Annotated in this window: 22 protein-coding genes; 11 read left to right on the top strand and 11 right to left on the bottom strand. The window is 66.2% G+C overall.

Going from position 1 to position 21,863, the window contains the following annotated elements; translation table 11 throughout:
- Window positions 1–54: 54 nt before the first annotated feature.
- Window positions 55–831, top strand: a complete 777-nt coding sequence (locus ACZ50Q_RS08535; RefSeq protein WP_464081189.1) for a LamB/YcsF family protein — start codon at window positions 55–57, stop codon at window positions 829–831.
- On the opposite strand, the gene ACZ50Q_RS08540 is transcribed toward ACZ50Q_RS08535, so the two are convergent.
- The gene (locus tag ACZ50Q_RS08540; RefSeq protein WP_092582682.1) at window positions 825–1,763 is read right to left on the bottom strand and encodes a LysR family transcriptional regulator; all 939 of its coding nucleotides are present in this window, start codon (window positions 1,761–1,763) and stop codon (window positions 825–827) included. The two genes, ACZ50Q_RS08535 and ACZ50Q_RS08540, sit on opposite strands and share 7 nt — an antisense overlap.
- A 299-nt stretch (window positions 1,764–2,062) precedes the next feature.
- On the opposite strand from ACZ50Q_RS08540, the gene ACZ50Q_RS08545 reads away from it, so the two are divergent.
- The 4 genes from ACZ50Q_RS08545 to ACZ50Q_RS08560 all read left to right on the top strand — a co-directional run bounded on the left by ACZ50Q_RS08545 (window position 2,063) and on the right by ACZ50Q_RS08560 (window position 6,721).
- Complete coding sequence (locus ACZ50Q_RS08545; protein WP_464081190.1) at window positions 2,063–3,052, top strand: N-carbamoyl-D-amino-acid hydrolase; 990 nt, start codon at window positions 2,063–2,065, stop codon at window positions 3,050–3,052.
- A 35-nt stretch (window positions 3,053–3,087) separates the two neighbouring features.
- Window positions 3,088–4,116, top strand: coding sequence for a threonine ammonia-lyase (locus tag ACZ50Q_RS08550; RefSeq protein ID WP_464081191.1), 1,029 nt, complete (start codon window positions 3,088–3,090; stop codon window positions 4,114–4,116).
- Between the two features lie 137 nt (window positions 4,117–4,253).
- Window positions 4,254–5,240: a Bug family tripartite tricarboxylate transporter substrate binding protein gene (locus ACZ50Q_RS08555; RefSeq protein WP_464081192.1), complete on the top strand. Its 987-nt coding sequence runs from the start codon at window positions 4,254–4,256 to the stop codon at window positions 5,238–5,240.
- 5 nt (window positions 5,241–5,245) lie between these two features.
- Window positions 5,246–6,721 (top strand): N-acyl-D-amino-acid deacylase family protein, encoded by a 1,476-nt coding sequence (locus ACZ50Q_RS08560; RefSeq protein ID WP_464081193.1) that lies wholly within the window; start codon window positions 5,246–5,248, stop codon window positions 6,719–6,721.
- Between the two features lie 92 nt (window positions 6,722–6,813).
- On the opposite strand, the gene ACZ50Q_RS08565 is transcribed toward ACZ50Q_RS08560, so the two are convergent.
- Window positions 6,814–7,740, bottom strand: a complete 927-nt coding sequence (locus ACZ50Q_RS08565) for an alpha/beta fold hydrolase (protein ID WP_464081194.1) — start codon at window positions 7,738–7,740, stop codon at window positions 6,814–6,816.
- Window positions 7,727–8,032, bottom strand: coding sequence for an ArsR/SmtB family transcription factor (locus ACZ50Q_RS08570; protein ID WP_464081195.1), 306 nt, complete (start codon window positions 8,030–8,032; stop codon window positions 7,727–7,729). Before ACZ50Q_RS08570 ends, ACZ50Q_RS08565 begins: the two co-directional genes overlap by 14 nt.
- Window positions 8,033–8,292: 260 nt before the next feature.
- Here ACZ50Q_RS08570 and ACZ50Q_RS08575 point away from each other — a divergent pair, with 260 nt between their 5' ends.
- The 3 genes from ACZ50Q_RS08575 to ACZ50Q_RS08585 are packed head-to-tail and all read left to right on the top strand — an operon-like array spanning window position 8,293 to window position 10,721.
- On the top strand, window positions 8,293–9,255 hold the full coding sequence (locus ACZ50Q_RS08575; RefSeq protein ID WP_464081196.1) for a Bug family tripartite tricarboxylate transporter substrate binding protein: 963 nt from the start codon (window positions 8,293–8,295) through the stop codon (window positions 9,253–9,255).
- 28 nt (window positions 9,256–9,283) lie between these two features.
- On the top strand, window positions 9,284–9,928 hold the full coding sequence (locus ACZ50Q_RS08580) for a glutathione S-transferase family protein (RefSeq protein ID WP_464081197.1): 645 nt from the start codon (window positions 9,284–9,286) through the stop codon (window positions 9,926–9,928).
- Window positions 9,929–9,938: 10 nt separating this feature from the next.
- On the top strand, window positions 9,939–10,721 hold the full coding sequence (locus tag ACZ50Q_RS08585; RefSeq protein WP_464081967.1) for an aldolase: 783 nt from the start codon (window positions 9,939–9,941) through the stop codon (window positions 10,719–10,721).
- A 53-nt stretch (window positions 10,722–10,774) separates the two neighbouring features.
- Here ACZ50Q_RS08585 and ACZ50Q_RS08590 read toward each other — a convergent pair whose 3' ends face one another.
- Entirely contained in the window at window positions 10,775–12,154 is a 1,380-nt protein-coding gene (locus ACZ50Q_RS08590; RefSeq protein WP_464081968.1) for an amino acid permease, read from the bottom strand.
- A gap of 317 nt (window positions 12,155–12,471) precedes the next feature.
- On the opposite strand from ACZ50Q_RS08590, the gene ACZ50Q_RS08595 reads away from it, so the two are divergent.
- On the top strand, window positions 12,472–13,026 hold the full coding sequence (locus tag ACZ50Q_RS08595; protein WP_076521712.1) for a helix-turn-helix domain-containing protein: 555 nt from the start codon (window positions 12,472–12,474) through the stop codon (window positions 13,024–13,026).
- Window positions 13,027–13,072: 46 nt separating this feature from the next.
- On the opposite strand, the gene ACZ50Q_RS08600 is transcribed toward ACZ50Q_RS08595, so the two are convergent.
- Entirely contained in the window at window positions 13,073–14,635 is a 1,563-nt protein-coding gene (locus tag ACZ50Q_RS08600) for an ATP-dependent nuclease (protein ID WP_464081198.1), read from the bottom strand.
- 219 nt (window positions 14,636–14,854) lie between these two features.
- Here ACZ50Q_RS08600 and ACZ50Q_RS08605 point away from each other — a divergent pair, with 219 nt between their 5' ends.
- Complete coding sequence (locus tag ACZ50Q_RS08605) at window positions 14,855–15,220, top strand: cupin domain-containing protein (RefSeq protein WP_092582776.1); 366 nt, start codon at window positions 14,855–14,857, stop codon at window positions 15,218–15,220.
- Window positions 15,221–15,369: 149 nt separating this feature from the next.
- Window positions 15,370–16,233, top strand: a complete 864-nt coding sequence (pdxK, locus tag ACZ50Q_RS08610) for a pyridoxine/pyridoxal/pyridoxamine kinase (protein WP_464081199.1) — start codon at window positions 15,370–15,372, stop codon at window positions 16,231–16,233.
- A gap of 33 nt (window positions 16,234–16,266) precedes the next feature.
- Here the strand turns inward: pdxK and cynS are convergent, their stop codons facing one another.
- The 6 genes from cynS to ACZ50Q_RS08640 form a co-directional block, all read right to left on the bottom strand.
- The gene (gene cynS / locus ACZ50Q_RS08615) at window positions 16,267–16,710 is read right to left on the bottom strand and encodes a cyanase (protein WP_076521711.1); all 444 of its coding nucleotides are present in this window, start codon (window positions 16,708–16,710) and stop codon (window positions 16,267–16,269) included.
- Window positions 16,711–16,720: 10 nt separating this feature from the next.
- Window positions 16,721–17,515: an ABC transporter ATP-binding protein gene (locus ACZ50Q_RS08620; RefSeq protein ID WP_076515253.1), complete on the bottom strand. Its 795-nt coding sequence runs from the start codon at window positions 17,513–17,515 to the stop codon at window positions 16,721–16,723.
- Window positions 17,516–17,519: 4 nt separating this feature from the next.
- Entirely contained in the window at window positions 17,520–18,362 is an 843-nt protein-coding gene (gene ntrB, locus ACZ50Q_RS08625) for a nitrate ABC transporter permease (RefSeq protein ID WP_464081200.1), read from the bottom strand.
- Complete coding sequence (locus ACZ50Q_RS08630) at window positions 18,362–19,723, bottom strand: CmpA/NrtA family ABC transporter substrate-binding protein (protein ID WP_464081201.1); 1,362 nt, start codon at window positions 19,721–19,723, stop codon at window positions 18,362–18,364. Before ACZ50Q_RS08630 ends, ntrB begins: the two co-directional genes overlap by 1 nt.
- A 132-nt stretch (window positions 19,724–19,855) precedes the next feature.
- A complete protein-coding gene (locus ACZ50Q_RS08635) occupies window positions 19,856–20,494 on the bottom strand; it encodes a response regulator (protein ID WP_076515249.1) in 639 nt (212 codons plus the stop codon).
- A 13-nt stretch (window positions 20,495–20,507) separates the two neighbouring features.
- On the bottom strand, window positions 20,508–21,650 hold the full coding sequence (locus ACZ50Q_RS08640) for a sensor histidine kinase (protein WP_076515247.1): 1,143 nt from the start codon (window positions 21,648–21,650) through the stop codon (window positions 20,508–20,510).
- Window positions 21,651–21,863: the final 213 nt, after the last annotated feature.

The raw sequence follows: 21,863 nt of genomic DNA on the forward strand, positions 1-21,863 counted from the left end.
TGCATGCCAACGGTATGCCAAACATTGAAATTCGTTTTTTTCGGAGTCCTTCAGATGCGCGACGTAGACCTCAATTCCGACCTGGGAGAGAGCTTCGGCCACTACAAGATCGGTGCGGACGAGGCCATGCTGGACCTCATCACGTCGGCCAACGTGGCTTGCGGTTTTCACGGTGGCGATGCATCGGTCATGCACCAGACTGCGGCATCCGCCCTAAAACGGGGCATCGATGTGGGCGCGCATCCGGGGTTCAACGACCTGTGGGGATTCGGGCGGCGCAAGATCATCGGCGACAGCCCTCAGGCCATCGGCGACATGCTTGCGTACCAGATCGCCGCGATGCAGGGCATGGCCCGCGCCGCGGGCCATCGCGTGACGCACGTGAAGGTGCACGGCGCGCTGGCCACGCTGGCCTTCGAAGACCGGGCGCTGTCAGAGGCGCTGACCTGGGCCATGCGCGCGCTCGACCCGGACCTGGTGCTGGTCTGCACCCCGCATAACGAGACCGAGCGCGCCGCGCGCCGGGCCGGCATCCGCGTGGCCTGCGAGGTGTTTGCCGACAGGCTCTATGGCGACAACGGCCTGACGCTGCCGCGCAGCGAGCCTGGCGCGGTGATCCACGATCCGGCCGCGGCCGCCGCGCAGGCGCTGCGCATGGTGCGCGAACAGGCGATCCGCACGGTGGGCGGCAAGGTGGTCGCCATGCCGGTGCACACGATCTGCGTGCATGGGGACAATCCGCAGGGCGTCGAGATCGCACGGGCCGTGCGCCAGGCGCTGCTGGAAGAGGGCGTGCGCCTGCGGCCGATCTCGCAGATGGACTTTCAGTAGGGCGCGTCTTTTTGCGCCTGCCGGATCAGCGTCTTCAGCACGGTCGCAAAGCGCTTGGCGGTGCTGGACAGCGGGCTGCTGGCCGAATGCAGCAGATGGATGGCGTGGCTCATGGCGGGTTCGGTGGGCAGCAGCACGAAGTCCTTGCCGAAGCTGGGGTGATAGCCGAACGATTCGACCAGCGCCACGCCGACGCCTTGGCGTACGAGCGCCAGCGCCTCGGGCGTGGAGCGGATTTCGATCTGCGGCTGCACCGGCACGGGGCCGGCGTGCAGGAAGCGGCTGGCAAGGCGCCCGAAAGGGGTGTCGGCGCCATAGCCGATCAGCAGATGGCCTTGCAGGTCTTCGACGCGAATGCGCCTGCGCACCGCCAGCGGATGGCCGCGTGGCACCGCGCAGCCCAGCCAACCCTGGCCGATCTCTTCGCTGACGATATTGGCGTTGACCGGCGGCGGCATCGACGCGATGCCGAAATCGGCCTGTCCCAGCAGCAGGTGCGGCAGCAGCGCGTCAAAGGCCAGCGGCCGGTAGCGGATTGGCGTGTCGGGATGCCGCTCGCGGAACTTCTGGATGGCGTGCGGAATGAGCCATTCGCTGAAGCTGGGGCTGGACACCAGGCTGACCGTCCCCGCCGAGCCCGCGCCCAACGCGCCCGCCAGGGCATTGAACCGATTGACGCGGCCGAAGATCTCTTCGGCCTCGACAAACAGGCGCCGGGCCTCCGGCGTGGGGTGCAGCCGCCCCTTGACGCGTTCGAACAGCCGATAGCGCAGCCGGTTCTCAGCCGAGGCCAGCACGCGGCTCACGGCGGGTTGCGTCACGGACAGCATGCGGCCCGCTTCGCTGAGCGAGCCGGTCAGCATCACGGCGTGGAAGACCTCGATCTGGCGAAGCGTCAGCGCTCCGGGCGCCGAGGGAAGGGGGCCGGCCATAGGGAAGGGGGCGTAAGTGGAAGGGAAGTCAGCGCCCGCCATTTTATGGCCTGGACGCCAGCGCGGCGTGCGCGCCACGCGGCTGCCATGACGTTTTGCGCGCAGCCCATTACTAAATGCACAGTCCCGTGGCTGGCGGGAGCCTCTTCCGGTGGCGACAAAACCCTTTGTTTTCAAGGGTTTTGGGCATGTTTTTCCGGGCGCCGGGATCCGCTTCCCGCCTGGCGGACGGTCTTCACGCCGCCGGGAGCGCGCGTCATGCTGACAGCGGATATCGCTCACACAACCAGGATTGCCACATGTCCCGCATCGTCACCGTCGCTGCCGCCCAATTGGGTCCGATTCAACGTTCCGAAGGGCGCGACGTGGCGATCGGCCGCATGGTCCGGCTGATGGAGCGCGCGCATCAGCGCGGCGCCCAGGTCGTGGTGTTTCCGGAACTGGCGCTGACGACCTTCTTTCCGCGCTGGTACTGCGAGGACCTGGACGAGGCGGATGCCTGGTTTGAGCCCAGCCTGCCGTCGCCCGCCACGCAGCCACTGTTCGACGCCATCAAGCGCTACGGCCTGATGGTGTACCTGGGATACGCCGAACTGGCCTGGGAACCGGACGAACAGGGCATCGTGCGCAAGCGCCGGTTCAACACGTCCGTCGTCATCGCGCCCAACGGCGAGATCGTGCTGAAGTACCGCAAGGTCCATCTGCCCGGGCATGCCGAGTTCGCCGAGCATCGCCAGGTCCAGCATCTGGAGAAGCGCTACTTCGAAGTGGGCAACCTGGGATTCCCGGTAGTGCGCGCGCCGGTTGCGTCCGGCGTCGACGCCAACCTGGGCATGCTCATCTGCAACGACCGGCGCTGGCCCGAAGCCTGGCGCGTGCTGGGCCTGCAGCAAGTCGAGCTCGTCATGCTGGGCTACAACACGCCCAGCCGCAACCAGGACAACCGCGGCTTCGAGGCGCACCACCTGCGCGTGCTGCATTCGCACCTGTCCATCCAGGCGGGCTGCTACCAGAACGCCACCTTTGCCGCGGCCGTCGCCAAGGCCGGCACTGAAGACGGCCATGAACTGCTGGGCCACTCCATCATCGTCAACCCGCAGGGCGAAATCATCGCCATGGCCGCGACCTGGGACGATGAGCTGATCGTCGCCGATTGCGACCTGGACCTGTGCGAACTGGGCCGCAGCACTGTCTTCAATTTCGCCAAGCATCGCCGTCCCGAAGCCTACGGTCGCCTGGTCGAGCAGACCGGCAGCGTCGCGCCCGCCGTCTGGACGCCGTCGGCCTGACCCGCCCGAATTTCCCTACCTTGCTGGATAGCCTCATGACCGCGATGCTTTTGCCGTCGACCATCGAACACGAAATGCTCGGCACCCTGCGCGTGCCGGATTACGCCGACGTGACCGCCGCCGCCGAGCGCCTGGCGCCCTACGTGCGCCGCACCATGCTGCTGCGCTCGCCGGCGCTGGATGAACGGGCGCAGGCGCCCATCTGGCTGAAGCTGGAAAACCTGCAGGTGACGGGCTCCTTCAAGGCCCGCGGCGCGTTCAACGCCCTGCTGAACATGGACCCGGCGCAGCGCGAACGCGGCGTGGTGGCCTATTCCACCGGCAATCACGGCCAGGCCGTCGCCTGGGCCAGCCGCTGCCTGCGTGTGCCGGCCACCATCGTGATGCCGGTGGATGCGCCGGAAAACAAGGTCGAGAAGGCGCTGCGCCACGGCGCCAAGGTCGTGCGCTACGACCGCACGCGCGAAAGCCGCGAAGAGATCGGGATGCGCCTGCTGGCCGAGACCGGCGCCACGCTGCTGCCGCCCGGCGACCATCCCGACGTGCTGGCAGCCCAGGGCACGCTGGCCCTGGAGGCGCTGCAGGATCTGCCGGCCGCCGCGCGCGCCAACCTGGGCCTCTTCGCCACGCCTTGCGGCGGGGGCGGCATGGCGGCGGGCTGCTCGCTGGTGCTGCGCGAACTGGCGCCGCAGGCCCGGATGGTGGCGGTGGAACCGCGTGAGTTCGACGACACGGTGCGGTCGCTGGCCTCGGGCAAGCGCGAGACCAATCCGGCGGGCGCCAAGACCTTGTGCGACGCGCTGCAGGCTGCGACGCCGGCGGAACTGCCTTATGCCATCAACAGCCGCTGCCTGAGCGCGGCCGTGTCGGTGAGCGATGACGACGTCGCCGCGGCCATCCGCTTTGCGCTGGACGAATTGCGCCTGGTGGTCGAGCCGGGCGGCGCGGTGGCGCTGGCTGCGCTGCTGGCGGGAAAGCTGTCTGCCGAAGGCCGCGACGCGGTCATCGTGCTGTCGGGCGGAAACATCGATCTGCCGCTGTTGCGTCAGATCGCACTGGGCTGAGCGCTCGCGCGACCGTCCAGGCCGGCGGGGCCGCAAGCCTCGCCGCGCAGTACCGGCGTCTTTTGGGCGCCGTGCAAGACCCGCGGGGGACGCAGAGCCCGCGCGGATACACCTATAACAGTCCAAGGAAGAAAACCATGTCCACGTTCCAAAGCAGCGCCAAGCGCTGGCTCGCGGCAGCGAGCGCAGTGATGAGCCTGACCGCGGCGTCCGCCGCCCAGGCCGCCTATCCCGAGCACGCCGTCACGATCGTCGTGCCGTTCAATACCGGCACCACGCCCGATCTCGTATCGCGCCTGCTGGCCGCCGAAATGGCCAAGCAGACCGGCGGCAACTTCGTCGTGCAGAACCGCACCGGCGCGTCCGGCATCATCGGCACGCAGGCGGTGGCCAACGCCTCGCCCGACGGCTACACCATCGGCTTTGCCAATGTGGCCACGCTGGCGATCAACCAGAGCCTGTACGCCAAGCTGCAGTACGACGCCGACAAGCAGCTGGCGCCGGTCGCGCTGACCGGTTCCGTGCAGAACCTGCTGGCCGTGCGTCCCGGCCTGAACGTCAAGAGCGTCGCCGAGCTGATCGCTTTGGCAAAGAAGGAACCGGGCAAGCTGGTCGTGTCGTCGGGCGGCAACGGCACCACCGGGCACCTGAGCGCGGCGATGTTCGGCGCGATGGCGGGCGTGGAGTTCATGCACGTGCCCTACAAGGGCGGGGTCGAGGCGGACCTGGCCGTGCTGCGCGGCGAAGCCGACCTGGTGTTCGACAATATCTCGTCCATCGCCGCATTCGTGGACCAGGGCAAGGTCGTGCCGCTGGCCGTGACCGACCTGCAACGCGATCCGTCCATGCCCAACCTGGCCACGCTGGACGAGCAAGGCCTGAAGGGCTATCGCGCCGTGGCCTGGACGGGCTATGTCGCGCCGGCCGGCACCGATCCCAAGGTGCTGGACTACCTGAACGCCACGATCAACAACGCGCTGCAGTCGCCGGACGTCCAGGAAAAGCTCAAGGCCCTGTCCTACGTGCCGAACATCGGTCCGCGCCAGCAGCTGTTTGACCGCGCACATGCCGAGCGTCCGGTCTGGGCCCAGGTGATCAAGCAGGCCAACGTAAAGATCGACTGAGCCTCATGAATCACGAACGCTACGATCTGCTGATCCGTGGAGGCAAGGTAATCGACGGGACCGGCGCCGATCGCGTCCGGGCCGATGTTGGCGTGCGCGGCGGCCGCATCGCGGCCGTCGGCGACCTGGGGGGCGCAGTGGCCGACCAGGTGCTGGCGGCGGACGGGCGCATCGTGTCGCCCGGCTTCATCGATACGCACACCCACGACGACCGCTACCTGTCGATCGATCCCGGCATGCCTGCCAAACTGAGCCAGGGCGTCACCACGGTGGTGACCGGCAACTGCGGCATCAGCCAGGCGCCGTGGCGTTCGGGCTGGCGCAGCGAGGTGCCTGCGCCCGTCAATCTGCTGGGCAACGATGCCGGCGATTTTCCGTACGAGACGTTCCGCGCCTACCTGGAAAACCTGGACCGCCACCCGCCCGCCGTGAACGCGGCCTGCCTGGTGGGGCACACGTCGCTACGCGCCGCCGCGATGGACGACCTGGACCGGCCGGCAACCGCCGCCGAGATCGAGCACATGCAGGCGCTGCTGCGCGAGGCCATGCAGAGCGGCGCCATTGGCCTGTCCACCGGCACCGCGTATCCGGCCGCCATGCCGGCAACGCTGGATGAACTGATGGCGGTGGCCAGCGTGCTGCGCGAGTATGGCGGGCTGTACGCCAGCCATATCCGCGATGAAGGCGACCGCATCTTCGCGGCGCTGGATGAAGCCTTTGCGGTCGGGGCGGCGGGCGGCGCGCCCGTGCTGATTTCACACCACAAGCTGATCGGTCCTCGCAACCATGGCCGCTCGGTGCAGACGCTGGCGCACATCGGCCAGGCCAGCCAGCGTCAGGAGGTGGCGCTGGACTGCTATCCCTACGTGGCCGGATCCACGATCCTGCGCAAGGATCGCTTGGCGGTATCCAGCCGGGTCATCGTGACCAAGTCCGTGCCATATCCGCAGTACGCGGGGCGCGATCTGGACGATATCGCGCGCGACATGGGGCTAAGTCCCGAAGACGCGGTCGATGCGCTGCAACCGGCGGGCGCGATCTACTTCATCATGGACGAGGCCGATGTCGAGCGCATCCTCGCGTACCCCGGCACGATGATCGGTTCGGACGGCATGCCCCACGACCCCGCGCCCCATCCGCGCCTGTGGGGCACCTTTCCGCGGGTTCTGGGCCACTATTGCCGCGACGTCGGGCTGTTCACGCTGGAGCAGGCGGTGCACAAGATGACCGGCAAGCCGGCCGCGTATTTCCGCCTTCCCGCGCGCGGGCGCATCGCCGAGGGTTTCGCGGCCGACATTGTTGTCTTCGACGCGGAGGCCATTGCGGATACCGCCACCTGGGCCGCGCCGACGAGCCAGGCGCAGGGTATTGATTATGTGTTGGTCAACGGGCGCTTGGCGTGGCGGTTCGGCGCCAGCACGGGAACGCGTGCTGGAAGGGTCATACGGCCGAAGGGATCCGTTCGCGCTCGCAGGGGATGACGCCTTCGCGCTGCCCGCGGCCGACTTCACGGCGCTAGCCCCCGGTCTGCAACCCTTGGAGCGAGCACATCAATCCTGGGTGATAACCGCCGCTATTGGGCCGATATCAGTCCTTCTGTAAGGAAGGGGCGGAGCGCGGCTAAGGCTTCGTTGGGAGCCTCTTCCGGAATGAAGTGACCGCTTGGCATGGACGCAAAGCGGGCATCCTCGCACCACGCGTTCCAGATCGCTTTAAGGTCGAAGTGGCGTCCAGTCACGCCCGCGTCGCCCCAAAGGACAAGCGTGGGGCAGCCAATCTTGCGGCCCGCAGCCCGGTCCGCCGCGTCATGCTCTCGGTCGATGCCAATGCCTGCGCGGAAGCACTCGCACATCGCAAAGATAGAAGCGGGTTGCGTGGACCTTTCCAAATACACCGCTAGCGCGTCCTCGTCGTAGGGCACAGGCTTGTCACCGAGCCCAAAAAGGATTTGGCGCTGGAACGCCTCGGCATCGCCTTCGATCAGCCGGTCGGGTTGCGGGTAGGGCTGGGTCAGGAAGTAAAAATAAAAATAGTCCTGCGCGATCTCGGCCGTCGCGTTCTCATAGAAGTCCAGCGCAGGAACAATGTCCATGACGCAGAGGCGTTCGATGTCGTGAGGAAAATCCAGGGCCATGCGACGGGCAACCCGTGCACCTCGGTCGTGGCCGACCAGTGAAAACCGCTCGAAACCCAATTCGCGCATGACCGCGATCTGTTCGGCGGCCATGGTTCGCTTCGCGAATGGGTTGGGCGACTGACCTGCCTTTGGCTTGTGGCTCTCGCCACGGCCCCGAATGTCGGTCAGCACGACCGTGAAGCGGTCGGTCAGGCTCGGAGCGATATCGTGCCAGCAGAGATGGGTCTGGGGATCGCCGTGCAACATCAGAAGGCCTGGGCCGGACCCGCTGACCAGTGCCAGGATTTTGTTTCCATCGATCTCGACGAACTGTCGTTTGAATCCAGGCAGTAGCTTTGCATCGGCCGCCTCAGATATGTTCACGGAGCCACTCCTTGTAGGCGGCAATGGCCGCCTCGTTGCGTTTGAAAAAGGACCACCGGCCAATGCGATGGACCGTCACGAACTCCGCCCGGCGGAGCAACTCCAGATGGCGGCTGACAGTGGGCTGGGCCATGCCCAGCTTCTCGGTCAGTAACGTGACGCAGACCCCGATCTCGCGCGGATCGCCCGTGACCTGATGGGAGAAGTGCTCGTTCGGCGTCCGCAACCAGTCGAGAATGGCTACGCGGGCCTCGTTGGCAAGGGCCTTGGATTGTTCTATGGGATCGATCATGCCCTAGGTTAAATAGCAATATAGCTATATGTCAATATGTGGCTGCAGATTTGATTCGCGACGCGGGATCAGGAATTGTCGGGGGGGGGGGCATCATTGTTGCGACACGGGCGCCGTGCAGCTGCTGGTCAATAAGAAAAAGGCGAACCCTATTCCAGCCCCTCAAGGATTTCCCTAATCAAATTTCACTTGCGGAAAATCAATGCTCTATAGGACACTTTGTGTCATAGCGCCGCGACGGCGCACACAAGGGGAATGGCATGAAGGTTTTGAGCATGGTGGCTGCACTGGCGATGGCGGCGGGAATGGCGGGCGGCGCGCAGGCCGCGTTTCCGGAGCGGCCGATCCGGTTGGTGGTGCCGTTTGGCGCCGGGGGCATCACGGATATCGTGGCGCGCCAGGTGGGCAAGGGAATGGGGGACGTGTTGGGGCAGGGGATCGTGATCGAGAACCGGCCCGGCGCGGGCGGGGTGATTGCGGCGCAGGTGGCAGCCACCGCGCCGGCCGATGGCTACACGCTGTTCATGGGGACTGTGGGCACGCAGGTGGTGAATCCGTTGATTTACGCCAAGCTCAGCTATGACGCGGACAAGTTCGCGCCGGTGGGCATGGTGTCCGGTTCGCCCTATCTGCTGGCCGTGCGCGCGGGCGTGCCTGCCGCGTCGTTCGCGGAGTTCGTCAAGTACGCCAAGGCCAATCCGGCCAAGCTGAACTTCGGCTCGGCGGGCAACGCCAGCTCCCCGCATCTGGGGCTGGAGCTGCTGAAGCTGACCGCGGGCGTGGATATCGTGCACGTCCCGTTCAAGAGCGGCAGCGAGGCCGTGAATGCCGCCATCGGCGAGCAGGTGGATGTGGTGATGGACGCCAGTCCGGTGATCATGCCGCATGTGGCATCGGGCAAGCTGCGTGCGTTGGCGGTGGCGTCGGACAAGCCGTTGCCGTCCGCGCCGGGCGTGCCTCCCAGCCCGGAGGCGGGCGACGCCGGCCTGCAGATCAGTTCCTGGAACGCCTTCTTTGCTCCGGCGGGCACGCCGCCGGACGTGGTGGCGGCGCTGAACGCGGCGTTGCAGAAGACGCTGGCCTCGCCCGACCTGAAGGCACGGCTTGCGGCGCAGGGCACGCAGCTCTATACGGGCACGCCCGACGAATACCAGCGCTTCATCGGCGGTGAGAAGGCCAAGTGGGCCGACATCGTCAAGCGCGCCAACATCCGGATGGACTAGGCACCCTATTCATGAAAAGGAGCATGGCATGACGACTCAGGCGTCCCACCCCTTGGCGGGCAAGCCGCTGGAACTGGCGGATACGCTGCGATCGGGCAATGCGTGGAAGATTCGGTTGGCCTGCGGGCTGATGGGCCTGCGGCTTACGCGGCGCACGTTCGATATCGTCCGGGGCGATCTGGAATCCGACGCGTTCGCGCGCATCAACCCGTGGCGCCAGGTGCCCGCGTTGCTGACGCCGGAGGGGCATTGGCTGGCGGAGTCGCAGGCCATCCTCTGGTATCTGGGCATGGGCACCCCTTGGGTGCCGGCCGACCGGCTGGCGCAGGCGCAGGTGTCAAGCTGGCTGAGCTTCGAGCAGACGCAGCACATGCACGCGTTTGCGCAGCCGCGGCTCTTGATCCACCTGCGCCAGACGGCAAAGCGGGATGATCCGGAGATGGTGGCGTGGCGCGCCGCCGGGATGAAGGCGGCGGCGCTGATGGACGCCCATCTTGCGGGCCGGAATTACCTGGTGGGCACGGCGCCGACCATTGCGGATATCGCGCTGTACCCTTACACGAGCATGGCGGACGAGGGCGGCTATGACCTGTCCGACTTTGCCCATATCACTGCCTGGCTGACGCGCATGCGCGCCTTGCCGGGATTTACGCCGCTGATGGAAGCGGCATGACGGAGACATGATGGCCGATACGATGCACCTGGGAAAAGATGAACTGATCGCGCGCGCGCAGGCCGAGATGCAGCGCCAGTTCGACACTCCGCAATGGACCTTGCGCGAGCGGCTGGCGCTGACCTGCCGCATCCTGTTCGACGGCGGGCATGATTCGGGCCTGGCCGGCCAGATCACGGCGCGCGCGCCCGAGCCCAACCGGTATTTCACGCAGCGCCTGGGCCTGGGCTTCGATGAAATCACCGCGAGCAATCTGCTGCTGGTGGACGAGGACCTGCGGGTCCAGGAAGGCGGCGGGATGCCCAACCCGGCGAACCGGTTCCATTCCTGGATCTACCGCGCGCGTCCGGACGTTAATTGCATCATCCACACGCACCCACTGCATGTCGCGTCCCTGTCGATGCTGGAGGTGCCGCTGGAGGTGTCCCACATGGACAACTGCCCGCTGTATGACGACGTGGCCTTTCTGAAGGACTGGCCCGGCGTGCCGGTGGGCAACGAGGAAGGTGAGATCATCTCGGCGGCGCTGGGCGACAAGCGCGCGATCCTGCTGTCGCATCACGGCATGCTGATCGCGGCGGGGTCGGTGGAAGAAGCCTGCGTGCTGGCCCTGCAGTTCGAACGCGCGGCGCGCATGCAGTTGCTGGCGATGGCGGCGGGCAAGATCCAGCCGATTCCGCCGGCGCTGGGGCGCGAGGCGCACGACTGGATCCTGACACCCAAGCGTTCGCAGGTGGGCTTTTCGTATTACGCGCGCCGCGCGTTGCGCGCGCACCCCGACGTTCTCGGCTAAGGCGGGGCGGCCAGCCGCGCCGCCGCCCGGACGTTCATGCCGCGCCCTGGCGCTCAGACCTGCGATTCCCGCAGGTTGGCGCCCGCCGGCGGCTGGTCCTTGCTTTCGCCTTGGACGACGCGCTGACCGATGCCCAGGCGCTGCGCGGCGATTCCCATGACGACGATCACACCCGCCAGGGCCGAGGTGTAGGCCACTTCGGTGCGGTACGTGCCTTCCGCGATCATGGTGGCCAAGGCCGCGATGATGCAGACGATCACCGCGTAGGTCAGCCACGGGAAGAGCCACATCTTGAACTTCAGCTCCACGCCCTCGGCCTGCAGGCGGTAGCGCATGCGCAATTGCGAACAGGCGATGACCAGATAGACCAGCAGGGCGATCGTGCCGGTGGCCTGCATCAGCACGTCGTAGAGATCCATGGTGGCGGTCGCCATCATCCAGACGGCCGCGAACGCGAACACGCTGGAGACCAGTACGCCCACGTAGGGCGCGCCGGTGCGGCGGCCGGTGGTCTGCATGATGCGATGCGCATCGCCGCGACGCGACAGCGAATACAACATTCTTGACGCGGTATAGAGCGCGGAGTTAAAGCAGCTGCAGACCGACGTCAGCACCACGAAATTGACGATGACCTGGGCATACGGGATGCCAAGCAGGCTCAAGGTGGCGTTGTAGCTTCCGTGGGTGGGCTGGGTCAGCATGGGGTCGTCATAGGGAACCAGGCAGACCACGATGAAGATCGAGCCGACATAGAAAAGGCAGATGCGCCCGACCACCGACCTGATCGTCCGGATGATTTCCTTTGCGGGATTGGCGGACTCAGCCGCCGCGACCGTCACGATTTCCGCGCCGATGAAGGCGAACATGACGCCCAGCAGCGCGACGACCACGGACTTGACGCCATTGGGCATGAATCCCTGGGCGGTCAATTGCGACAAGCCGCGGGCCTGGCCCCATGGCCAGAGATGCAGGATCGCCAGGCTGCCGATGACCAGGAAGATGACGATGGCGCAGACCTTGACCAGGGCGAACCAGAACTCGAATTCGCCGTAGCTGCGCACGTTCATGAGGTTGACGGCGATCAATGACAGCGTGACGATCAGGGCATAGCCCCAGTCAGGAACGAAAGGAAACCAGTTGTGCAGGATCTGGCCGGCCACGTAGGCCTCCCAGCCCATGAGCAGCGCCCAGAAGTACCAGTACAGCCAGCCGATGGTAAAGCCGGCCCAGCGCCCGATGGCGCGGTCGGCGTAGGTGGAGAACGAGCCCGTGTCGGGGTGGGCGACGGCCATTTCGCCCAGCATGCGCATCACCAGGATGACCAGCAGTCCGCCGCCAATGTAGGCCAGGATCACGGCTGGTCCGGCCAGCGCGATCTGTTTTCCCGAGCCCACGAAGAGCGCGGCGCCGATGACGCCGGCGATGGACATCATGGTCAGGTGGCGGGATTTCAAGCCGCCTTTCAGGGTGGTGTGCGGGGTGTTCGCCAACTGTTTTCTCCGTTGTGCCGGGTGGTGCGGCCGTGGAACTGCATCGTGATTGCGCTTCGATTTCCAACGCGCCTATGGTCGGACAAAATCGTCCTGTCATGCCCGTGAATCGGTCTGATTGAAGTGCGGCGGATCGGGTTGGCCGTGCGACGACGGGGATGTCGGGAAAGCGCGCGCCGACGCTGCGCGCCAGCGGTCCGCTCGACGGCGGCGCGGGTTTCGGGCATTCTTGCCGGTTGTTATTTGCGCCTTTCCCGCCCATGATCGACCTGCCGCACCGCCTACGCACCCTGCGCCGCCAGCAAACGCTGTCTTTGGAACAGCTTGCCCAGCGCACGGGATTGACCAAGAGCTATCTCTCCAAGCTGGAGCGGGGGCTGAGCGAGCCGTCGATCTCCACGGTGCTGCGCCTGGCCGAAGCCTATGGCGTGGGCGTCTCGCAACTGGTGGGCGGCGACGACGCCGCGCAGGACGAAGTGGTCAGCGTGGTCCGCGTGGCCGACCGTGAAGCCCTGCAACGGCGCGGGCTGGGCAGCGAATACCACTACGAATCCCTGGCCGGGCGGCGCAAGGTCAAGGCCATGGAGCCTTTCGTCGTGCACCCGCCCCGCGAGTTCCCCGATGCCGCCGCGGTCTTTCCGCACCCGGGCGAGGAATTCCTGCTGGTCCTCAAGGGCGCCATCGAGGTGCACGTGGGCGAGCGCCAGTTCCGCCTGGAGACCGGGGATTCCGTCTATTTCGATTCAGAACTGCCGCACCGCATGCGCACGGTCAGCCGGGCCATGGCCGAGGTGCTGGTGGTGGCGGCGCACTGACGGCCCGCGGGGGCCGAGGGTCTGCCGCGGTGCTGGACATGCGTCTTCAGGCGTCGTGTTGCCAGGTCCTTATCGTCGCATGGAGCTTTGCGATGAACTCGGGCAGCCTGTCCGATGCGTACGAGTCAGCGAAACGCGTGTGGCTGTCGGAAAACAGATGGGCGATTTCCACTTTGCTTTTGCTTAACGCATGCAGTCTGCCTTCCTGCATACCGAAGTGCTTTTCGCGGAATTCATCCGGCAGGTAGGACTCGATGGTATAGCCGTCGGTCACCCACGATACCCGGGAGCCACTTTCCTGGTCTCGAATTTCCTTGAGGATCCGGGCCTTTGTGCTGGCCGGATCCTTGGCCTTTGCCTGGAGGTAAGGGCCGGGAAGAAAATCCAGGTCGCGGTCCATCAACAGGAATGCGTGCGGGTTGATATCGAAGACCCGGATAAGCGTGTCGTCCGTGCCCGCGGAATAGTGACGCAGCAACGCGCCGCCATACATGGAAAACGCGAAGGCGATGTTCTCGGCGGGCATGGGCTGGCCAGTGTGCTCACACCACAATTTCAACCAATGCAGCAGATAGAGCCTGTCGGAAGGGCCTTCTATCCACACCAATCCGTTGGCCAGGCAAAGATCGCTGGGCCGTCCTCCCAATCGCTGCACGGCGGCGGCAGGTTCCGAAAGCGGCCGCAACCGCCAGCCGTCGGCTTCGAAAAGTCCCACCGGCGCGGGACTGTGGGCGAAGTCGATCAGGGCGGCCGAATGGGTGGTAATGAAGATCTGCAAGCCACGTTCGGTCGCTATGCGCGTGATCGCCTGCATCAATACGCGCTGCAGCGTTGGGTGTAGATGGATTTCAGGCTCTTCGACCACGCAGATGCAGTTTTCGGGCCGCGTGGACAGCCAGGCCAGCAGGCCCGCGAAGGCGCGCCAACCGGAAGGAAGGGCGCTGATCCTGACGTGGTTCTGCTGTAGCTGATCGTCATTGAAGCGGATGGACAGGCTTTCTTCGTCTCGTAGCTGAACGGGCGGGATACGTGTCGCCTCCCAGTCTGACAGCCCCAGATAGGCATGCTGGCCAGGCGCCAAGGGATAGGCGCCGACGCCGATCAGATGCGAGGCATGGAGATTGAGCTGCGCGATCCAGGCATCGTTGGGAACACCGGTTTCGTCATGCCAGTTCCGGTAGTGCACGCAGGCGCCCAGCATCTGGAAGGCGACCTCTAGATCGCCCGGAACAGCCGCGTGGGCGCGTAAATCGAGGGTGCCGCGATACAGCGCATAAGTCGGTTCGGCCGAGGATAGCCTGACCGCGACCGCGACCCCCGCCTCATCCATGCCGGTCTTGTTGAGCGCGACGTTGATCATGCGGTCGTTGTCGAGGGCCAGCTCAAAGCCCGATCTGGTGGTGGCTCTAAGGTTCTCCCGCACCAAGGTTTTGAGGACATCCACGTCGCCCAGGCTGCGAATGATGTCCACTGCCGTGGATTTGCCGCCGCCGTTTGGCCCGATCAACAAATTCACCGGCCCCAGCAGCGGCTGCCCCTGCATGGTATTGGCATGAGACGAGATTTCGCCATTGTTCAGGCCCAGTTTTCTCAGGCCATAGAAAGTCATTGAGCAGATGTGCATGGAGGTAGGGGCGCCGTGGACATAGGCGACTTGCTGGTATAAGTGCGGAAATGATCCATCGATGCGTCCGCACTGTACTCTTGATCCGCGCGAGCCGCACGATGGGACCCTCGCTCGCGCGCGTTCGCTGGCGGGGCTTTGGTACTAGACACGGCGGGCATTGCCAGCGCATGTCGTCCCGCCGATATCGACATAGGAACAACAATGAAACACGATCAATCGCGGCTCGTCCGCATCGACGCCGGCCCCATGAAGAACCCGGTGCCCGGCAAGCCCCGCCGTCCGATTTCCGGCGATGCGGCCTTTCGCACGGTGACGGCGTTTGAGGGCAACGCGGGCAAGGCCGAGGCCGGCGTCTGGGAAAGCACGGCGGGGTCGTTCCAGTCCAACACCACCGGCTACATCGAGTTCGGCTACATCGTCGAAGGCGCGGCCCGCCTGGTGGACCCGGACGGCACGGTGCATGAACTGACGGCCGGCGAGGCCTTCGTCATGCCTGAAGGCTATACGGGCCGCTGGGAGGTGGACCAGTTCGTCAAGAAGATCTATTTCATTACCCGGATGGCCTGAGCATCTGGGCGACGGCGCGGGAACGCAGGCCCCAGGCGTCTGCCGGGGACTAGAATGATGCGCATCCGGCGCCACTCCGGCGCCACCCCGCGCCAGGCTACGCAGCAAATCCGCGTTCCTGCCACGAGCAACCCCCAGGAGCTACCCGTATGACCGCCATCCCCGCTGCCCCCGCCTCGGGCGCAGCGCTGCCCGCCCGCACCGCGCAGGTGGACATCGTTTCCATCCAATCCCAGGTCGTGTACGGCTATGTCGGCAACAACGCCGCGATGCCGGTGTTCCGCAAGGCGGGCCTGCGCGCGATCGCGCTTCCCACCGTGTTGCTGAGCAATACGCCGCACTATCCCACGCTGCACGGGGGCGCGGTGCCGCTGGACTGGTTCGAAGGCTTGTTGCAGGGGTTGGATGACCGGCGCGTGACCCAGGTGGCGCGCGCCGTGGTCTGCGGGTATCTCGGCCAGCCGGGGCAGGCGGGCCTGCTGGCCCGATGGCTTTCCGCCGTGCGGGCCGCGCGTCCCGAGCTGCGTGTGTTCATCGATCCGGTCATGGGCGACCGCAACGACGGCCTTTACGTGAACGAAGGCCTGGTGGCGCAGTACCGGGATCTGCTGGTGCCGCTGGCCGAGGGCATGACGCCCAACCATTTCGAGCTGGAATTGCTGGTCGGCCGGCAATTGTCGTCCGTCGACGAGGTGGTGGCGGCGGCGCGCGAGCTGATGGCGCGGGGACCGCGCTGGATCGTCGCGACCAGCGCCGCCCCGATGGCGGCCACGCCGGGCACGTTGCAGCTCGTGGTCGTGACGCGCGACGACGCCACGGTGGTGACCCATCCCGAGATCGCGATTCCGCCGTCTGTGCACGGCACGGGCGACGTGTTCATGGCGGGCGTCGCTTCGCGGCTGCTGAAAGACCAGGACCTCGTCGAGGCGGTGCGCGAGGCGGCGGCCCAAGTCACGGCGTCGCTGGAGCGCACGCGCGAACTGGGCTGGGAAGAACTGGCCGCCGAAGGCTAGGGGCCGGCGCAGCCGCGCCCCGCCATCGTTGCATCAATAGGTCTTGTACGGCAGGAACTTGCCGCTCATCACGATCTGCACGCGGTCGCCCTTGGGGTCGGGCTCGCGCGACAGGTCCATCTTGAAGTCGATGGCGCTCATGATGCCGTCGCCGAACTCTTCGTTGATCAGCGCCTTGAAGGTGGTGCCGTAGACGTTGATCAGCTCGTAGAAGCGGTAGATGAGCGGGTCGGTGGGAACGGTGGTCGGCAGCGAGCCCTTGTACGGGACGACCTGCAGTTGCACCACCGCGTCGGCGGGCAGGTCCAGCACGCGGGCGGCGGCCTGCGCCTGTTCTTCGGTCATGGTCATCTGACCCAGCAACGCGGCGGCGGTCCATTCCTTGCTCTGCCCGACGGCCTCGGCGATGGCGCTCCAGGTGAGCTTTTTTTCCAGTTTGCGGGTGACGACGAGTTCGGTGACTTCTGCGCGGGACATCATGGTGGGTTCACTCCTTTTGGGCTGCCTTGTCGACCAGGAAGTCGACGAGATGGTTGCGGATTTCGTAATAGCGGGGTTCGTGATGCAGGCTGGCGCGGGTGCGGTCGCGCGGCAGGTCCACGTTGACGGACTCCGCGATGCGGGCGTAGGGGCCCGCGCTCATGAGCAGGATGCGGTCCGACAGCAGGATGGCCTCGTCCACGTCATGGGTGATCATGAAGACGGTCTGGTGCGTTTCCTGGACGATGGCGCGCAGTTCGTCCTGGATGGCGCCGCGGGTCAGCGCATCGAGTGCGCCGAAGGGTTCGTCCAGCAACAGCATCTTGGGCTGGATCGCAAAGGCGCGGGCGATGCCGACGCGCTGCTTCATGCCGCCCGAGAGCTCGCAGGGTTTCTTGCCCGCGGCCTTGGTCAGCCCCACCATGTCCAGGTAGCGCAGGCTGTGCCCGCGCACCTGATCGCGGCTGTAGGTAGGCCAGCGCGAGCGCACGCCGAACTCCACGTTCTGCAGCGCGGTCAGCCAGGGCAGCAGCGCGTGCGCCTGGAACACCACGCCGCGTTCGAGCGACGGGCCGGCGATCTGGCGGCCGTCCATGATGACGACGCCTTCGTTGCTTTCATCGATGCCGGCCAGCACGTTCAGGATGGTGGTCTTGCCGCAGCCGGAGTGGCCGATGACGCAGACGAACTGGCCCTTGTCGATCTGGAAGTCGATGTTTTCGAAGACGGGCGGCTGGGGTTTGCCGTCGCGTCCGGGGTAGCGCTTGCCCAGCCCTTGCACTTGCAGGAAAGATTGGCTCATGGCGTTACTCCCGATAGCTGACCAGGCGGGCGGCGCGCGCCAGCAGGTTGTCCAGCAGCATGCCGATCAGGCCGATGAAGAAAATGGCGCAGATGATGTTGGAGATGGACAGGTTGTTCCATTCGTTCCAGACGAAGTAGCCGATGCCGGTGCCGCCGATCAGCATCTCGGCGGCCACGATCACCAGCCAGGCGATGCCGACCGAAATGCGCATCCCGGTCATGATGGTGGGCGCCGCGGCCGGCAGGATCACCTGCAGGGCGGTGCGCAGGCGCGGCACCTCCAGCGTGCGGGCGACGTTCAGCCAGTCCTGCCGCACGCCGCCCACGCCGAAGGCGGTGTTCACCAGCATGGGCCACAGCGAGCAGATGAAGATCACGAAGATCGCCGACGTGTCGGCGTCCTGGATCGTGTACAGCGCAAGCGGCATCCAGGCCAGCGGCGAGATCGGTTTGAGTATCTGGATGAAGGGATCGAACGCGCGGTACACCGTCTTGGACATGCCGATCAGAAAGCCCAGCGGAATCGCCACCAGCGCGGCCAGGCCGAAGCCGGCGAGCACGCGTGCCACCGAATAGCCCAGCTGGATGCCGATACCCTTGTCGTTCGGGCCGCGGTCATAGAAGGGGTCCTTGATGTGCTGCCACAACTGCGCGCCCACCTCGGCGGGCCCGGGAAAGGGCGTCTTGGACCCGCTGGCCGCGGCGTTGCCGACCAGCGCCGCATAGGCCGGGTCCACCGTTGCCTCGCCCGCATCGGGGCGCGTGGCGGCGTGCCACAGCAGCAGGAATACCAGAAACAGGGCAACCGACAGAAAGGTTGCCCGCCAGTGTTGCACGGACCGCATCAGGTCCTCCGGATCTTGAAGCTGGCGAGGTAGGCCTCGGGCTGGCTGGGATCGAAGGGCTTGCCCATCACGCTGAAGGTCTTGTCGGCTTCCGCCGGCGGGGTCAGGCCCGCCTCGCGCATGAGGCGCACGGCGTCGGTCGCAAGGAACACCTCGCTGGCCACCTTCTGGTAGTCGACGTCGCCCTTGACCTGCCCCCAGCGCTTCATCTGCGTCAGGATCCACACCGCGAACGACTGCCAGGGCATGGGATCGAAGTCGATGCGGTTGGGATCGGTCAGCACCTTGCCCAGGCCGTCCGCGTAGGTGCCGGTCAGGACCTGCTCGACGACCGTGACGGGCTGGTTCAGGTAGTTGGGCGCGGCGATGGCGGTGGCGATCTCCTTGCGGTTCGCGGGGTTGCGGGCATAGGCGGTGGCTTCGATGATGGCCTTGAGCAGCGCCTGGTAGGTGTTGGGCATGCTGGTGACGAATTCCTTGCTGGCCGAGAACGCGCAGCAGGGATGGCCGTCCCAGATGGTCTTGGAGAGCGTGTGAATGAAGCCCACGCCGTCGTAGACCGCGCGCTGGTTCACGGGGTCCGGGGCGAGGAAGCCGTCGATGTTGTCGGCGCGCAGGTTGGCGACCATTTCGGGCGGCGGGACGGAGCGGATCTGCACGTCGGTGTCGGGATCCAGGCCGTGCTCGGCCAGGTAATAGCGCAACAGGTAGTTGTGCATGGAGTAGTCGAAGGGGACGGCGAACTTGAAGCCTTTCCAGTCCTTCGGGTCGCGCCGGTCTTTGTGCTTCATGGACAGGGTGATGGCCTGGCCGTTGATGTTTTCGACGGCGGGCATGGTCCACGGCACGGCGCGGCTGGCGCCCACGCCCATGGAGATGGCCAGCGGCATGGGCGACAGCATGTGCGCGGCGTCGTATTCGCCGGACATGGCCTTGTCGCGGATGAGCGCCCAGCCGGCGGTCTTGACGACTTCGACGTCCAGGCCCTGCTTGCCGTAGAAGCCCATGGGGTGCGCCATGATGATGGGGGTGGCGCAGGTGATGGGAATGAAGCCGACCTTGAGCTTCTGTTTTTCCAGCGGTCCGGTGGTCTGCGCGAAGGCTTCCCGGGCGGCGGCCAGCGGGAAGATCGAGGCGATGGCGGCCATGGCGGTGCTGCTGCCGACCGCGCGCAGGAAGCGCCGGCGCAAGGCGTCCTGCGGGAACAGGGCGCGCATGACCGCCTGTTCGACGGCGTTGTCGGTGGCGCTGGCCTGTGACTGGGCCTGCGCGGCGCGCTCGTGTTCGGCCTGCGAGGCGTGGCGGCCGCAGCCGCACGCGAGGCGGCTGTTGGCGTCGAACGGGTTGCTGAAAAGGGACATGGTCGCTCCTTCGGTCGGGAATGGAGCCATCATGGGGCCGGCCGCCGGTGGCCGGTATCGCCGGTTCAACGATACGCGTGTAGGGGACCTACTACGTGGTGCGCGTCTTGCGCCGCGATAGTGCGCGGCGGTTCAGATGGCACCCAACTGGTGCGTGTTGGCGTAGGCGACCAGTTCGACGAGCGTGCGGACGTTGAGTTTTTCGAAGATGCGGCTGCGGTAGGTGGAGATGGTGTTGACGGACAGGGCGAGCTGTTCGCCGATGGCCGAGACCGATCGCCCGGCGACCAGCAGTTGCAGGACCTGGAATTCGCGGTTGGACAGCAGCTCATGGGGCGGGCGCGAGCTGTCCTGCCGGACGGTGTGGGCGAGCAGTTCGGCGACCGTGGGCGTGACGTACATTTTTCCGGCGGCGGCGTTGTTCAGGGCGGCCAGCAGTTCTTCGGGTTCGCAGCCTTTGTTGAGGTAGGCGTGGGCGCCGGCGCGCAGGGCGCGCACGGCGAACTGGGATTCCGGGTAGACGGACAGCATGACGACGCCCAATGCGGGGTAGTCGGCGCGCACGCTCTTCAAGACGTCCAGGCCGTCGCGTTCGCCCAGGGCGACGTCCAGGACGATGGCGTCGTAGTGGGCCTGGCGCAGGGCGCGCAAGGCGGCGGGGCCATCGGCGGCTTCGTGCACGAGGGCGACGCGCGGGTCTTCTTCGAGGATGCGGGCCAGGCCGCGGCGGATGATGAGGTGGTCGTCGACGATGAGCAGGTTCAAGGCCATGGCGGCGGTTCCTTTAGGCGGCCAGCGGGTTCAGGCGCAGCCGGGCGCGCATGCCGGCGCCGGGGGCGCTGTCCAGGGCGAGGTCGCCGCCGATGGCGCGGGCGCGTTCGCGCATGCCGAGGATGCCGAAGGTGTGGCGGTCTTCGGGCAACTGCATGCCGACGCCGTCGTCTTCGACGGTGAGCACCAGGCCGTCGGCGCCGAAGACGGCGCTGACGCTGACGCTGCGGGCGCGGGCGTGACGCTGCACGTTGGTGAGCAGTTCCTGGACGATGCGATAGATGGCGATTTCGGCGTTGCGGTCCAGGCGCAGGCTTTCGGTGTCGGGCGGGCAGAGGTAGCGGCATTGCAGGCCGCTGCGGGTCTGCAGGTCCTGCAGCAGCGCTTCCAGGGCGGCCCAGAGGCCGAGGTGGTCGAGGACGACGGGGCGCAGGTCGTTGAGGATGCGGCGGGTGGCGCCCATGGCGGTCTGGGTGACGTCCAGCATCCGGTCCAGATGGGCCTGGAGTTCTGGCGCGGCGCCGAGCTGGCGGCGCAGCCAGTTCAGGTCGAGCTGCAGGGCGGTGAAGGAGGCGCCGAGGTCGTCGTGGATGTTGCGGGCGATGTGGGCGCGTTCTTCTTCGCGCAGGGTGCTCAGGTGGGAGGACAGGCGGCGCAGGGATTCGTGGGCGGCGCTGAGTTCGGCGGTGCGCTCGCCGACGCGGCGTTCGAGCAGGGCCTGGGTGCTCTGGAGTTCGCGTTCGATCTGTTTGCGGGCGGTGATGTCGGAGAAGGTGACGACGGCGCCGACGACGTCCTGGTCGTTGCGGATGGGGTAGGAGGCGTATTGGGCGTCGAAGCAGCTGCCGTCGCGGCGCCAGAGCACTTCGTCGTCGGCGCGCTCGCCGCGGCCGTCGCGAAAGGCCTTGAAGATGCGGCAGTCATGCACGGGCATGAGGCGGCGGTCGGCGTGGGAGTGGTGGATGAGGTAGTGCATGTTGCGGCCGACGAGTTCGTCGGGGGTGTAGCCGAGCATGTCGGCGCCGGCGCTGTTGATGAAGATGCAGCGGCCGCGCAGGTCGATGCCGTAGATGCCTTCGCCAGCGGCTTCGAGCAGCATTTCCAGCTGGCGGCGCCAGGCGGCGTGGTGCGAGAGGTGCTTCAGGTCGGCGAACATGACTGGCTTGGTGTGTGCTTCTTTATCCCCCGGGGGTGATTGACCGGGTTCCCTTGTTGCGCGGATTGTGGCTGCGCTTTGGCGCGGAGTTTACGGGAGCCGGGGGCGTTGTGGATGGGATCGAGGGAAATCCCTTCGTTGCTTTATTTGGCTTGTTTTTGGCTGCGGTGAATGGTTCTTGAGACGCCCGGTGCGGCGGCGGCCTGGGCGCGC

The organism is Achromobacter sp. T5-5 (assembly GCF_055397965.1).

Coding starts and splice junctions, on each gene's coding strand:
- cynS (WP_076521711.1), bottom strand. CDS start 16,710: ATGTCCCGCGCAGAAGTCACCGAACTCGTCGTCACCCGCAAACTGGAA.
- ACZ50Q_RS08540 (WP_092582682.1), bottom strand. CDS start 1,763: ATGGCCGGCCCCCTTCCCTCGGCGCCCGGAGCGCTGACGCTTCGCCAG.
- ACZ50Q_RS08640 (WP_076515247.1), bottom strand. CDS start 21,650: ATGTTCGCCGACCTGAAGCACCTCTCGCACCACGCCGCCTGGCGCCGC.
- ACZ50Q_RS08560 (WP_464081193.1), top strand. CDS start 5,246: ATGAATCACGAACGCTACGATCTGCTGATCCGTGGAGGCAAGGTAATC.
- ACZ50Q_RS08545 (WP_464081190.1), top strand. CDS start 2,063: ATGTCCCGCATCGTCACCGTCGCTGCCGCCCAATTGGGTCCGATTCAA.
- ACZ50Q_RS08580 (WP_464081197.1), top strand. CDS start 9,284: ATGACGACTCAGGCGTCCCACCCCTTGGCGGGCAAGCCGCTGGAACTG.
- ACZ50Q_RS08630 (WP_464081201.1), bottom strand. CDS start 19,723: ATGTCCCTTTTCAGCAACCCGTTCGACGCCAACAGCCGCCTCGCGTGC.
- ACZ50Q_RS08595 (WP_076521712.1), top strand. CDS start 12,472: ATGATCGACCTGCCGCACCGCCTACGCACCCTGCGCCGCCAGCAAACG.
- ACZ50Q_RS08600 (WP_464081198.1), bottom strand. CDS start 14,635: ATGACTTTCTATGGCCTGAGAAAACTGGGCCTGAACAATGGCGAAATC.
- ACZ50Q_RS08535 (WP_464081189.1), top strand. CDS start 55: ATGCGCGACGTAGACCTCAATTCCGACCTGGGAGAGAGCTTCGGCCAC.
- ntrB (WP_464081200.1), bottom strand. CDS start 18,362: ATGCGGTCCGTGCAACACTGGCGGGCAACCTTTCTGTCGGTTGCCCTG.
- ACZ50Q_RS08575 (WP_464081196.1), top strand. CDS start 8,293: ATGAAGGTTTTGAGCATGGTGGCTGCACTGGCGATGGCGGCGGGAATG.
- ACZ50Q_RS08620 (WP_076515253.1), bottom strand. CDS start 17,515: ATGAGCCAATCTTTCCTGCAAGTGCAAGGGCTGGGCAAGCGCTACCCC.
- ACZ50Q_RS08570 (WP_464081195.1), bottom strand. CDS start 8,032: ATGATCGATCCCATAGAACAATCCAAGGCCCTTGCCAACGAGGCCCGC.
- ACZ50Q_RS08555 (WP_464081192.1), top strand. CDS start 4,254: ATGTCCACGTTCCAAAGCAGCGCCAAGCGCTGGCTCGCGGCAGCGAGC.
- ACZ50Q_RS08590 (WP_464081968.1), bottom strand. CDS start 12,154: ATGATGTCCATCGCCGGCGTCATCGGCGCCGCGCTCTTCGTGGGCTCG.
- pdxK (WP_464081199.1), top strand. CDS start 15,370: ATGACCGCCATCCCCGCTGCCCCCGCCTCGGGCGCAGCGCTGCCCGCC.
- ACZ50Q_RS08550 (WP_464081191.1), top strand. CDS start 3,088: ATGACCGCGATGCTTTTGCCGTCGACCATCGAACACGAAATGCTCGGC.
- ACZ50Q_RS08605 (WP_092582776.1), top strand. CDS start 14,855: ATGAAACACGATCAATCGCGGCTCGTCCGCATCGACGCCGGCCCCATG.
- ACZ50Q_RS08585 (WP_464081967.1), top strand. CDS start 9,939: ATGGCCGATACGATGCACCTGGGAAAAGATGAACTGATCGCGCGCGCG.
- ACZ50Q_RS08635 (WP_076515249.1), bottom strand. CDS start 20,494: ATGGCCTTGAACCTGCTCATCGTCGACGACCACCTCATCATCCGCCGC.